Origin of the sequence: Chitinophaga qingshengii, from assembly GCF_014529935.1 — a bacterium.
Classification (GTDB): Bacteria; Bacteroidota; Bacteroidia; order Chitinophagales; family Chitinophagaceae; genus Chitinophaga; species Chitinophaga qingshengii.
The window spans coordinates 172,164-185,980 of the sequence record NZ_JACVFC010000003.1 but is presented as its reverse complement, the minus strand read 5'-3'; the positions used below and the strand labels follow the sequence as shown (position 1 = coordinate 185,980).

Here is a 13,817-nt window from a genome sequence, read left to right as displayed (position 1 = left end):
CACTTATGAAAACAAACCACCTGTTCCTCTCGTTTTTGCTATCCGTCTGCGTTTCTTACGGGTACGCACAAACGCCGTCGAAAACAACCGCGCTCCGGCAGTTTATGAACGACCGCTTCGGCATGTTTATTCACTGGGGCCCCGTTAGCCTCCGAGGCGCCGAAATAGGCTGGAGCAGGGACAAAGAAGTACCTATCAGCGACTATGACAGTTTATACAAAGAGTTTAATCCCGTATTGTTTGATGCGGACGCCTGCGTTAAAGCGGCCAAGGATGCAGGGATGAAGTATTTAACCATTACCGCCCGCCACCACGACGGGTTTTGTTTATGGCCCACGAAATACACGGATTACAACATTTCCAACACGCCCTATCGAAAAGATATTGTAAAAGCCTTACAGGCAGCCTGTAAAAAGCAGGGCATCAAATTCTGCATTTACTATTCTGTATTGGACTGGCATCATCCTGATTATCCGCTTCATTCGGCCTACAACGCCCAGCCCGACCCAAAGTCGGATATGGGCAAATACGTGGCTTATATGAAACACCAGCTGAAAGAACTGATTGAGCAATATGATCCTTACATGCTTTGGTTTGATGGACAATGGGAAAGCCCCTGGACGGATGATTTGGGCAAGGAGATCTATGCCTATGTTACGCAGCTGAAACCTTCCATTATTACCAACAATCGCCTGGGGAAAGAGTTTGCAGCAATGGAAAACAAAAACATCGATGCCGGTAAAATGATAGGCGACTACGACACCCCTGAAAGAGTGATAGGTCGTTTAAATATGTCTACTCCCTGGGAAAGTTGTTTTACTATCTGCCAGCAATGGGCCTGGAAACCGAATGATAAAATGGAATCCCTGGACAAATGTTTGTCTATACTCTCCCAAACCGCCGGCAGCAACGGTAACCTGCTGTTAAACGTAGGTCCCATGCCCGACGGCCGCATTGAAGCACGGCAGGTCAAACGCCTGAAAGAAATCGGCGACTGGCTGAAACTCAACGGCACGGCGGTTTACAACACCCTGGGCGGTCCTTACGAACCGGCTAAAGACTATGTCACCACCCGCCAGGGCAAACGTATCTATATACATGTATTGAATACGCTTCTTCCGGAAATATCCCTGAAAGCTATTCCTGGTGTTCATATCAGGAACGCACACACGATGAGCGGCGCTAATGTAATGCTGACAACAACAGATACTACTTATCGGCTAACACTACCCACCGGGCTGAAAGGGAAATTACAATATGTGATTGCTCTGGAAACAGATAGTAATACAGAAACCCTTCCGATAGTGAAATAGTGCCCTGTTTCCTGTCGCTTCAAATATTAATTAATCAATTGCTGGTATTATTTTACCGGTGGCTGAAATTTGCCGCCGGTGATGCTATTTATTTTATAATTTCCTCCTGTTGTCCCTGTAAAACAACAGATGAATGTTACAACCTACAAGTTCCGCGTACAAACGATATAGCTGGATAACAGGAATGGTGTTATACGCCACTGCTGTACATGCGCAAACCGCCGCCCCTGCGGCGGAAAGGGCTACTGACGTCACCGCCAAATGGGAAGACAGGGCGCATTGCAGCGGGCAGGTGAATAAACCATCAGGTGAAAACATATTATGGTACCGGAACCCCGCCCGGGTATGGGAAGAAGCCTTACCGATCGGTAACGGCCGCATGGGTGCTATGATATTCGGCGGCGTAGCAGATGAACGGATACAGTTAAACGAAAGTACTTTATGGGACGGCTATCCGATGGATGCCGATAATCCAGCGGCCTTAAAATCCCTGCCGGAGGTAAGACGGCTGCTGTTTGAAAACAAAAATAATGAAGCTGTAAAACTCGCCGGCGAAACCATGCTGGGCATCCCGAAAAGAATAAAGCCCTATCAATCACTGGGAGAAGTGTGGCTGGACCAGCCTGCCACCGAAGCTACAGCATACAGCCGCAGCCTGGATCTGGCAACAGCCATAGCTACTGTAAAATATACCTCCAATGGCATAACATATGTCCGGGAGAATTTTGCATCGCTGGCAGACAACGCGGTAGTCGTAAAATTCACGGCCAGTAAACCCGGTAACGTCAACTTCAGGCTTACCCTGAAACGTCAGCAGGATGCCCATTGTATCACCGATGCAACAGATCCCACAGCGTTGCTGCTCGAAGGGCGGCTGCCTGTCAAAGATACCAGCGGCACAGCACGCGGCATCAAATTCGCCGCACGCGCCAAAGTGGTGACTAACGGCGGACGGATATACGTAAAAGAAGGCATACTGCATGTAGAAAATGCCAACGACGCTGTTTTATATATCACCGGCGCTACCAATTATCCCGGCCTGAAAAATCTCACTAAAGGCATCACCACTGTTAATACAGATCCGGTACAACTATGCCGCAGCCATGCGAAAGCAGTTGCCGCCAAAACATATAATACGCTGAAAACGGCGCATATCGCGGCATATCGCCGGTATGCCGACCGCTCCGCGTTACGTTTTGATACACCCGATACCGTAGCGGCTAACATGCCTACCGATGAACGATTGGCGTACGCTAAACGTACCGGTAGCCCCGATCCAGGCCTGGTAGCACTCTATTTTCAGTTCGGCCGTTACCTGCTGATCTCCAGTTCACAACCGGGGGTAATGCCGGCCAACCTGCAAGGCATCTGGGCCTGGCAGATGACGCCACCATGGAATGCCGACTATCATACCAACATCAACATACAGATGAACTACTGGCCGGCAGAAATCACAAACCTGAGCGAACTGCATCAGCCGTTGTTCGACCTGGAAGAAGAGCTGTCCAAACCCGGCGCCCGTACTGCACGGCAGACCTACGGCGCCAGAGGATGGGTCGTACACCATCTGACCGATGCCTGGGGTTTTACCGCGCCAGCCGATGGCCCGCAGGGAATATGGCCCATGGGCGCCGCCTGGCTGGCACAACATCTGTGGGAACATTATACTTATACAGGAGATAAACAATTCCTTTCCCGGCGCGGCTACCCTTTGATGAAAGGCGCGGCGGAATTTATACTCGACTTCCTCGTGGAAGCACCTGCAGGAACGGTTTGTGCGGGTAAACTGGTCACCAACCCCTCCTATTCTCCCGAAAATGCTTTCCTGCTGCCTGATGGTCAGCAATCCGTTTTTACCTACGGCGCTACCATGGATATAGAAATCATCCGGGACCTGTTGGGTAATTGTATCGCAGCAGCGCAGCAACTGGGCATAGACCGGGCTTTCCGGGATTCCTGTGCCACCGCGCTGCAACGGCTGGCGCCGGTGCGTATCAGTCCCGCTACCGGCCGTATCATGGAATGGGCGGAAGATTACAAGGAAGTAGAACCGCATCACCGCCACACATCTCACCTGTTTGGATTATACCCCGGTAACCAGATCACCATGGACGGTACCCCCGAACTGGCGGCGGCTGCCCGCAAAACACTGGAAGGCCGCGGCGACGATGGCACCGGCTGGAGCCTTGCCTGGAAAATCAATATGTGGAACCGCCTGCATGATGGTAACCATGCCTTTCGTTTGTTATCCGGACTGCTCACCAAAAAAACATTACCCAACCTCTTTGATAATCACCCGCCTTTTCAGATCGATGGTAATTTCGGCGCCACCGCTGCCATAGCGGAAATGCTGCTGCAAAGCCAGCACCGGAAAGACGACGGTACCTTTGAACTGGCATTACTGCCTTCCCTCCCCGATGCGCTGGCCAGCGGACAGGTGTCCGGACTGTGCGCCCGTGGCGGATTTGTAGTAGATATAACCTGGCAAAACGGAAAACTGAAACAGGCAACTATCACATCCAGACTTGGCGGCCCCCTGCACGTTAAGGCAGGCAGCCAATCTGTGAGTTATCCCACCCGGAAAAACGAAGTCATAAAGCTCAACAGTCAACTCATGAAAGTCATGTAAATTTTTTTTCACCGTTTATGCAAACCTTTGCATAAACTTCAACCAACATCTTTTTACAGCTTAAAACACGTTACTGAAAGAAACTTCAATACCTACAAACAACGGAAAACACAGGCAGCTGTTATGACTGCCCGACATCGCTTTATCACCAAAATATCTAACACAAAAAAAATCGTTTTATGGGAGGAATAGGGAAAACAACTATTGCCATCATGCTGGCACTTTGTGCTATGGTTGTTCGATCTTACGGACAGAACAATGCCGGCAATGTAAACGGCACCGTCACCGATCAGACGGGAACGCCATTACCCGGCGCTACAATAGAAGCTGCGGCTAACGGCAAACGGGTTAACATCGCCATTTCAGACAATGTCGGAAAATTTGTTTTTAAAAATTTACCGGCAGGCAACTACGCCTTTAATGTGAGCATGATTGGTTACGATACCAAATCATTTAAAGGATATAAAATTGTAGCAGGAGATAATCCGGCGCTGTCATTATCCCTGACATCTACTGTCAGTGAACTGAACAGCGTGGTGGTGATCGGATACGGTACCCGGAAAAGACAGGACGTCACCGGCGCTGTAGCCAAGGCGGACCTGCAGGTACAAAAACAATCACCCAACGCCAACGTGATGTCCTCCCTGAGAGGTACGGTACCTGGCCTCACGGTGGGACAGGTCAACAAAGCCGGCAGCGATCCTACCCTCATGGTACGTGGCCGTAACTCCATCTCCGGCACTACTTCCCCGCTGATCGTAGTGGATGGACTCATTTACAGAGGCTCGCTGACCTCTATCAATCCATCCGATATCGCCAGCATCGACCTGTTGAAAGATGCCAGTGCTGCCGCCGTATATGGCTCCCAGGCATCTAACGGCGTGGTGCTGGTCACCACCAAAAGCGGCGCCGGTATGGATAAAATCACCGTCGATTACAGCGGTTCCTATTCACTGCAGGAGATGACCAAGAAAAGCATGAAGCCTGCTACCGGTGCGCAATACGTTGCGAAACTGGGCGACTGGTACCTGTCTGAAAGCCGGGACCCCAACGATATGACGAAAATGAATCCTAACTGGGACCCCACTACGAAAATGCCCGGCATCGAAGCAGATAACTACCGCAACGGCTACGAAGCCAACTGGTGGGACCTGATGACCAACGCCAGTCCCAGGATTATGAACCATAACATCGGTTTAAGCGGTCGCTCTAAAAAACTCCGCTACTATCTCGGCTACGGTTACTTCGATCAGAAGAACCTCATCATGAATGATAACTACCGCAGGAACAGCGTACGTATCAATGTAGAGGCCAAACCGGCCGACTGGCTCACTATCGGCGCTCAAACAGGACTTTCTATCAACGACTACAGCGGCGTTTCTCCCAAGTTCTCTGATATCATGCAGCTGAAGCCCTACAACCTGCCCTTCGATCCTAAGACGGGCCAGATGCTGGAATTTTATCAGCAAACTACCACGCCTACAGCCCTGGAAGTACTCAGGAGGTCCAAAGACTATGACCGTAACCTCAACCTGATCGGCAACTTCTTCGCCAGCGTAGACATTCCATATATCAAAGGATTGAATTATCGCGTCAACTTCGGGAACAACTATATTTATGCCAACCGGTTTAATTATGATGCCCCTTCTGTAGAAGCTACCGCGTATAAGACCTATATGACGGATTATTTCCTGACCATAGACAACATCCTCACTTACAAAAGAGATTTCGGTAAACATGGCGTAGACCTGACCCTGTTATACGGTGCGGAAAAAAACATGCACGATGGTCTCAAAACATCTGCCGGTGGCATCACCAACGGTGTACTGTCCTACAACAGGCTGGACATAGGCGATCCTTCCCGTCTCACGGTGGGCAACAACCTCGACACCCTCCCCTGGCAGGAACAGTCTCTTTACCAGATGGCCAGGCTCTCCTATTCTTACGATAAAAAATATATCCTCACGGGTACTGTCAGAAGAGATGGTTTCTCCGGTTTTTCTGCCCTGCACAAATGGGCGACCTTCCCTTCTATTGCCTTTGCATGGCGCATGAAGGAAGAGAATTTCCTGAAGTCTGTCAGCTTCCTCGACGACCTGAAGTTAAGGCTCTCCTATGGCGCTACCGGTAACAGAACCGTAGGCCGTTATCAGACACTGGCCCAGATGAATGTTGGTTTATCAAATGGATACCTGTATGGCAGCTCCGGCGGCGCACAACTGGGTTCTTACCTGAGCCAGTTGCCCAATGCCGGTCTGCGTTGGGAAACCACCCGTTCCTTCAACACCGGCGTGGACTTCTCTTTCTTCAACAATCGTCTCTTCGGCTCTATAGACCTGTACTTCTCCAATTCCGAAAGCCTGCTGAACTCCAGGGCTACCCCCACCATCACCGGTTTCAACAGCTTCCTGATCAACATCGGAAAAATTCAGAACAGAGGACAGGAGATCAACATTACCGGTATACCGGTGAGCAATAAAGACTTCAAATGGGAAGTAAGCGCCAACTTCTTCCGGAACCGTAACAAAGTACTGGATATTGACGGCACCAAAAATAACCTGCTCAATGGCAGCGATCCGATCCTGAGCTACTTTATCGGTCAACCTTACGGCGTAGTATACGACTACAAAATCACCGGCATGTACCAGATCGGCGAACAAATCCCTGCCAGTCTTGCTGCACAGGGTTTCAAGGCAGGTCAGTATAAAGTGGAAGACCGCAACGGCGATGGTATCATCACCCCGGATGATAAACAGATACTGGGCAGACTGGACCCCTCCTACAGCCTCGGTATCTCCAACAGCTTCCAGTACAAGGCATTCCAGTTAAAATTCTTTATCAACACCATTCAGGGTGGCAAAAACGGATACCTGGGCGCGCCCGGTATCATGCTGCTCAATCCGGACAATATCCGCAACAACAACGGCTTTGTGTACGACTATTGGACGCCCAACAACCCCGATGCCCGTTACAGAAGCATCGCTGCCTACGTTGCTACGCTGGGTGAAAACTTCGGCCCGTATGTATCCCGCAGCTTTATCCGCCTGCAGGATGTAACGCTGACGTATACACTGCCAAAGGGATTACTGAACCGTTTAAAAATATTGCAGGCAGCCAGCGTGTATGTGAATGCTCAAAACCTGCTGACCATCACCAAATGGGACGGATGGGACCCTGAATCCAATCCGCCTTCCGGTCAGAAATCTTCCCTGGGCTTAAAAATGCCGGGCGGCCTCGGCCTTGACCAGAACGGTTATCCCGTGATGAAAAACTATTCACTGGGCGTAAATGTGACCTTTTAATGCTTTCACCCGTAAACTGTAAGAAATGAAAAAGAGATTCATCATATACCTGTTGGGCATCGGTGCAGTATTGTCTTCCTGCAGCAAAAGTTTTCTGGATGAAGATCCGCTGTCCATTTATACTCCCGATAACTCCCTGCAATCATCTATCCAGTTCCAGCAGGCCACCAACAACCTGTACAACGGTGTGCGGAATATCTACATGGGCAATATGAACCTGGATACCTATTTCGGGCTGTATTATGCCACGGACTTCGCTTATAACGGTACAGACTATGATCCTGCTGCGAAGTTAAACGCCTACAAGGCGACTATGGTACCCAGTTATTTAATTCCCGGCAATATCTGGACCGCCTATTATAAAATCATCTCCAATGCTAACCTGATCATCAGCCAACTGAATAAATCCACCCAGTTAAGCGACGCCGACAAAAACAGCTATATGGGTCAGGCATTGTTCTTCCGGGCTTATTGCTACAATGTACTGGCCAACCTGTTTGGCGGTGTGCCGCTGGAGCTGAACGAGCTCTCTGCTCCACGCTATGACTATGTACGCGCTACCAGGGATGCCGTTTATCAGCAATGCAAAAAGGATTTGTTACAGGCTATCGGCCAGTTATCCGATATCAACCAGGTACCGGATGGTACGGTGAATAAACAAATCGCCAAACATGTGCTGACAGAAGTACTCATTTCCCTGAAAGATTATGACGGCGCTATTGCCAGTGCATCAGAGGTGATCAGCTATTCCGGTGTATCGCTGATGAACAGCCGCTTTGGCAGAAGAGCTAATTTACCGGGAGATGTTTACCGCGATTTGTTTGAGTATAACAACCAAAACTATAGCACCGGCAACCATGAAGGCCTGCTGGTGATACAAACAGCGCTGAACAACTCCGCCGCCATCGGCGATCAAACTGCGTGGGCTGTGGTGCCCAGTATGGGTGGCATGCGGATCACCGAAACCACCACCAAAACCAAGATGAATCTATTGTTCAACGCTAAATTCGTGGACAGTATTTCTTCCAACGGCATCGGCTGGATACGTCCTACCTCCCACTTCTTTTATGAAATATGGACACCGGGCGATATCCGCAACTCTTCCTACAACATTGTCAGGGATATCCGGATTTCCGGTGTGCCTGCCACCTCTCCCGATTATGGCAAATGGTATGTGAAAGACGGTTACAAGGCAAAAGTGGCACCTGCCGACTACAGGGATACCATCCGCAACTTCTACCCGATAATCCGGAAAGCATCGCCATCAGCGGGGGATTTTGTATCTGCCGCTGGTCCGGCGATTCTCTCCAACCAAGTCAATCCTTTCGGCGGATTTTTGCTGAACGGCGCTACCCGTCTGTTTATACCGAAATACATGGCCCGTCTGGCAGAAACATATCTGTTAAGAGCGGAGGCTTATCTGGGAAAAGGACAAACACAGCTGGCGGCAGACGATATCAATGTGCTGCGTAACAGGGCACAGGCTACGCCAGCCACCGCAGGAGAAATCAATATAGATTACATTCTCGATGAACGCCTGCGGGAATTGTACATGGAAGAGTTCCGGGCAGTGACGCTCACCCGTTTAGGATTGTTGTATGACCGGGATAAAAGATATAATCCGAAATCCGGTCAAACGATTGAGATGTTTCATAACCTGTGGCCGATACCTTCCACTGAAATTACACAGAATACCGGCGCCGTACTGGAACAGAACAAAGGATATAACTAACAGGCATAAACGTTCCGGTCCTCTCAGGGGGCCGGAATTTTTATTTTGAGGGATTGTTTTGATAAGCTTTTATCAGGGCGATTATTTCTTTCCGATCAAAGAAATCCGCCCAACCTTCCGCACTGCTGTCGTGTATAGCATCCCTGATCGTCAGGTCGGGACCGGCCGCCAACACCAGTTCCGCCAATGCCATATCATTCCGCTGCACGGCTATGTGCAGTAACGTATACTGAAACGCCTCATACAGCCGGTTTACTTCTTCCGGCACTTTCTTCAACATCTCCGCAGTGCGGTGTTTCCAGCCTAAGTCCCATGCATGCAGCGCCCCATAATCGGCGCCGTGCGCAATCAACCATTCCGCCGCCGCGGGCTGCCGGCAATGCACAGCCAGTTCTATCAGGCGCATACCATTGCAGAGCGGGGCATTGAGGTCAGTTCCGGCGAAACGTTCCAGCGCTGCAATATCCCCTTTTCCCGTCGCCTCGGCCAGCGCGATCTGATCCCGTGCAGGCGGACGTGTAGTGAGCCTGTCGTCTGTAATCCACCAGGTAAGGCCATCGCCGAGCCATTGGAAACCCAGTTGTTCATACACCGGCCGGCCCATGGGATTGGCATTCAGTGTGGCATAATGATATCCTTTTTCCTGCGCGTAGCTACAGGCGGCGCTCACAATCGCCTTACCCACACCTTTTCCCCTGGCTTCGGGCACTACGCCCACGTTATAGATACCTGCCACGCCACCGCCGAATATCATCAGCGTTTGCGCCACAATATTCCCATTCAGCGTGGCCACAAAACGTTGGGCCGTTCCCGTGTTTTGCCGCCCTATGGCGGTTGAAGCACGGGTATCTTTGTTGGCATAAGGCAGATTTCCAATGCCCTCAAGGTCAGTATCGTTGTCAGGCAGTACCGACAACCCTTCCGGCGACGTATAGCCGGTATGGATAGCATGAAGGTCCAGCGCCATCCAACAGGGTTTCCAGCCGGTTTGGAAACCGCGTGCCAGCAACAAGACGTCCAGATCAGGCGTTTCAGCAGGGTCCAGCGACCAGCATTCGAGGCCTCTGTTCGGATGCGCCCGGTAAAAATCCATGATCTCATCCAGCCTGGTTACAGTGATAGCCGGAAAAAGTAAGGCGCCGCTATCTGTTGCGGGTATGTACGTCCAGCAGATACCTGCTTCATCATGCACCACACCGTTTCTCAGGCGGGCATCCAGCCGGAATAAAGCCCGGTGATTCTCCGCGATAGCGGCTTCCAGCTGCCGGGGAGTAGCGTTTTGTAACACGGTGTCCATAAATTTCGGGGATTGGTATCAACAAAATAGTACTAATTTCGGGAGGTAAAAAACAGGATTATCGTCCTATTGATTGTCAACCACCACAATTTACAACATCATGTCATTGTTCGACATCTTTAAAAAGAATAACCCGGTTTCCTACCAGGAAATTATTACGCAGTACCAGGAATTTTTTGAAGCCAACAAATCCCTGCCGTTGGGTTACTACGGCCTTATTCCATACGGTGAGGACACCAAGTCCCCTTTTCATGTGGCGCCGTACGACCGCGCGCTGCCGGTTGATTTCCCTTTTGAAGCAGCGTTTGTATGGGATGAACTGAACGATGAACAACTCATCGAAGAAAAAATGGGCGTTGTGCAATGCGGCAGTATCCCTATTGCACGGGAAGGCTGCGGCATATACTGGATACTGATCACCACCGGTAAACATGCCGGAGAAGTGTGGCTGGTAACGGAATCCGGCCTGACGCCCATTCAGGAGAAAATGGATTTGCAAACCTGGAAAGAAAACCAGCTAAAGAGCAACAATACCTTCTGGTACCCTGCCGTTGCGAACTGGGGACCCATACAAAACGCTTTTTTCCTTACCCATGCCGCTAAACAAATGGCTGCCAGAGAGGTGGAAGTTTTTGGCGTATCCAGTAGTATGTGCCAGAGCTGCCTGGATTATCTCTCCAAATGCGCGGTAAAATACCAGAAAGAATATTTTGTGACCGATCCTGAAGGCACCCGCATATTTGGGACAGATGGCAACATAGAAACCATAGGCCATGATCAGTCACTGTAACAACTATACGAAATAAAAAATCCGGTGCAGCCAATCGCTGCACCGGATTTTTACTTGTCACCTTTATGGCAACCGGAACGCGGGACCCGCGGTAGTCCCATCCTCCAAACCGGAAGGCGTTTCCATGAGTTTCTTCGCCAGTAGCGACAGTTCATACATAGAACCGATGGTTTCTGTCAGGAATGCCGGCTCTCCGTTGAAAGTACGGTTTAGTCCTTTCAGCAGCGACTGGTATGCCTGCGCAAATTGCCCGGACAACAGTTTGGCTAAGGAGCCATCCGGATAAAGCAGCGGTTGCGGATTGTCCTGCATGGGCCATACCCCGTCCTGGTCGAACGGTATTTTAGCGCCGGTATAGGAGAAGCCGGTACCATCCGGCCTCAGGCGTGCACCCGCCACAATTTCGGCGAACTTATAATAATGCGAGAGATCGCCCTCGCCGTTACCGGGGTTCTGCGGTGAAGCGCCCTCTCCCTGCTCCTTGATTTGTTCAATCGCATTGAGTGCATCTTCCAGGCTGGTGATGGCAAACAATCGTCCGCTTCCGCCCCAGTCTTTTACCTGGCGGTCTGCATGCCCAAAAGTGATTTTGCCGGCCTTGCTCAAGGCTGTCAACCCGGCACTGATCTCATTATAGAACCAGCCGATCGTATACAGGTTTTTCTGTTCCGGCCAGGTAGAGCGTGCCGCTTTCAGTTTGGTTTCGATCACATCTTCCGGCTCCTCAATGACCATAAAAGTATCGCGGATCTGTTCAATGGAACAACGGCGAAGACTAACGGTAAGCCCTGCACGAAGTCCGCCCGGTAACGAGCCGGGATACTTCGGTACAAAACCAGGGCGTACGAAATCAGGACTGCCGCCTACTGCGATGAGCAGGTTGGATACCAGGGCCATGTGCAGCATTTCTTCCATTACCACATCGCGTATCAACCGGCTTACTTCAGCATTTCTGTCAGGTTTAATGCTATAGAGCGCTGTCAGGTAAGGCGGTATGGTGGCGTGTTCCAGCTCAATAGCCGTTTGCAGGGCCAGTTTTAAAGACTCTACAGAATCGAGTTGCATATAACGCGGGTCCTGCAACCATTTGCGGATCATCGCCAGTTTACCGGCGGAGAGATCACGCGTTACCGGCATATAGTTTGGACTGGTAACGGGCAACTGAAAAATACCCTGCATCATATGCAGGCGCTCCATTACGGCAGCGTAGTTGGAAAGGTCCACCACTTTTTTCATCACCGGGTACAGGTTCGCATACTGCCGGAATATCGGTTCCACATGCTCTAACCAGGTAGGCGTGGTTGGTACAGGGTAGTCTGTAAACACCCGTACGAGCATAATATCCCGTCCGGGTACCGGCAACGTAGCACCGAAACCGTAGGAGATACAATATAGCTGTCCATCAATAGGACCACGCGGCGCACCCGGATCACTGGCGCTCATAGACAGTGCCGCAGTGCCATCTGCACCAGTGGTAATGGTGTCAACAAAAGTCAGCTGCGACGCCGCAGGGATGGACACAAACGGAACAGCGTCGTAAGGTGCAGATACAAATGAGTTGTCCGGCAACGGACTGTTATATAGTTTAATATTTTTGTTAGCCAGCGGTTTACCAAACTGGGTAACATAGAACTTCGCCGCCTGTGTTTCACCGGGGTTCATGCGGTAAATACCGTTATCTGCCCGCAACCACACGCCGTTGGCATGTTCCTGCAAGAGGAACTGTCCGCTGGCGGAATGGAATACACCGATAGGCCGGTTGACTACCAGCCGCAGTTTATCCGGTGTTAGCGGAACCGTGAGCACACCTGCCGTAGCAGCGTACCAGTTAGTGTCTTCATAATTGATTTCTCCCAGTATTACGGGAACAGCATCCGGCGTGGTAGTAGCGAGATATAGTTTTCCTACATCTGTAAGCGGGCCACCGGACTGTGTTACCCGCATACTGTTACCCAGGTCAATCTGTATGGCGGACTTATCGATCACACAGTAAGCGCTACCCAATGTAAAAGGCGCGCCTGCCACTGGAAACAAAGCCCTTCCGGACACAAAACGCAGGGGCTCCGTCGCCTGATACTGACCGATAGAGCCGGTGATACGACCAAACGTGAACAGCGGATCTGCCGCGTTACCGTTATAACCGTCGAGGTTGAATTTAATGCTGAGCGTTTCCGGAAGTTTGCCCTGGGGAGCGGTGGCAGCCAGTTCGTTCAGGAAACGGGAATTGGCGGCGTTTTTCCAGTTCGTCAGATACAGTACACTTTGATAACAGGAGGCTTCGCCGGTATCAAATAGCGGCTCATCGGCCCGCAGCCAGATATCGCGGTAACCCGCCGGTTCAAAATCACCGGTAAAACCGGTATCGGCATCGGCGCCCAGGTTGAGTTGAAAGCCCCATATTTCGGTGACCTGCTCATACGGGTCAATGTCCACCATCTTACCGCTAACGCGGCTATTGGCAGCACCAATCGGCATGCCTATGACAGGGTCCATTGCAGGATCATCGCAATAGGTGCCATCAGCATAACATACCCGATGAACAACACACTCATGTAATCTCCAACTCCCGCTCCCGCCGGGATTCCAGCCGCCCAGGCTGGAAAGTCTGCGAATGGTATCATCCGGTTTAAAATTTTCATTGTCATAGTGTTTTGGATAATTATTGACAGTAGGGACATCTGCCTGGAACTTCCCGGCAAAATGAAGGCGTGGAACCTGTAGATAACTCATAGATAGTATTTGATTTAAAATTGA

General features: G+C 50.7%; 7 protein-coding genes. 5 read left to right on the top strand and 2 right to left on the bottom strand.

Annotation, left to right across the window (positions count from 1 at the left end):
• The first annotated feature begins 5 nt into the window (after nt 1-5).
• From ICL07_RS20445 to ICL07_RS20430, 4 genes are all read left to right on the top strand, one after another.
• On the top strand, nt 6-1,313 hold the full coding sequence (locus ICL07_RS20445; RefSeq protein ID WP_188089904.1) for an alpha-L-fucosidase: 1,308 nt from the start codon (nt 6-8) through the stop codon (nt 1,311-1,313).
• Nucleotides 1,314-1,446: 133 nt separating this feature from the next.
• Nucleotides 1,447-3,942, top strand: coding sequence for a glycoside hydrolase family 95 protein (locus ICL07_RS20440; protein WP_188089903.1), 2,496 nt, complete (start codon nt 1,447-1,449; stop codon nt 3,940-3,942).
• A gap of 179 nt (nt 3,943-4,121) precedes the next feature.
• Nucleotides 4,122-7,244: a SusC/RagA family TonB-linked outer membrane protein gene (locus tag ICL07_RS20435; RefSeq protein ID WP_188089902.1), complete on the top strand. Its 3,123-nt coding sequence runs from the start codon at nt 4,122-4,124 to the stop codon at nt 7,242-7,244.
• A gap of 25 nt (nt 7,245-7,269) precedes the next feature.
• Complete coding sequence (locus ICL07_RS20430) at nt 7,270-8,976, top strand: RagB/SusD family nutrient uptake outer membrane protein (RefSeq protein ID WP_188089901.1); 1,707 nt, start codon at nt 7,270-7,272, stop codon at nt 8,974-8,976.
• A 40-nt stretch (nt 8,977-9,016) separates the two neighbouring features.
• Here the strand turns inward: ICL07_RS20430 and ICL07_RS20425 are convergent, their stop codons facing one another.
• The gene (locus tag ICL07_RS20425; RefSeq protein ID WP_188089900.1) at nt 9,017-10,273 is read right to left on the bottom strand and encodes a GNAT family N-acetyltransferase; all 1,257 of its coding nucleotides are present in this window, start codon (nt 10,271-10,273) and stop codon (nt 9,017-9,019) included.
• 100 nt (nt 10,274-10,373) lie between these two features.
• Between ICL07_RS20425 and ICL07_RS20420 the strand changes: the two genes are divergently transcribed.
• Nucleotides 10,374-11,063 carry a hypothetical protein gene (locus ICL07_RS20420; RefSeq protein WP_188089899.1) on the top strand — a complete coding sequence of 230 codons (690 nt, stop codon included), beginning with the start codon at nt 10,374-10,376 and terminating at the stop codon, nt 11,061-11,063.
• Between the two features lie 63 nt (nt 11,064-11,126).
• On the opposite strand, the gene ICL07_RS20415 is transcribed toward ICL07_RS20420, so the two are convergent.
• Complete coding sequence (locus ICL07_RS20415; RefSeq protein ID WP_188089898.1) at nt 11,127-13,793, bottom strand: ferritin-like domain-containing protein; 2,667 nt, start codon at nt 13,791-13,793, stop codon at nt 11,127-11,129.
• Between the last annotated feature and the right edge of the window lie 24 nt (nt 13,794-13,817).

Bases quoted from the DNA above. Each gene is read 5' to 3' on its own strand.
- ICL07_RS20445 (WP_188089904.1), top strand. From the start codon at position 6: ATGAAAACAAACCACCTGTTCCTCTCGTTTTTGCTATCCGTCTGCGTT.
- ICL07_RS20440 (WP_188089903.1), top strand. From the start codon at position 1,447: ATGTTACAACCTACAAGTTCCGCGTACAAACGATATAGCTGGATAACA.
- ICL07_RS20435 (WP_188089902.1), top strand. From the start codon at position 4,122: ATGGGAGGAATAGGGAAAACAACTATTGCCATCATGCTGGCACTTTGT.
- ICL07_RS20430 (WP_188089901.1), top strand. From the start codon at position 7,270: ATGAAAAAGAGATTCATCATATACCTGTTGGGCATCGGTGCAGTATTG.
- ICL07_RS20425 (WP_188089900.1), bottom strand. From the start codon at position 10,273: ATGGACACCGTGTTACAAAACGCTACTCCCCGGCAGCTGGAAGCCGCT.
- ICL07_RS20420 (WP_188089899.1), top strand. From the start codon at position 10,374: ATGTCATTGTTCGACATCTTTAAAAAGAATAACCCGGTTTCCTACCAG.
- ICL07_RS20415 (WP_188089898.1), bottom strand. From the start codon at position 13,793: ATGAGTTATCTACAGGTTCCACGCCTTCATTTTGCCGGGAAGTTCCAG.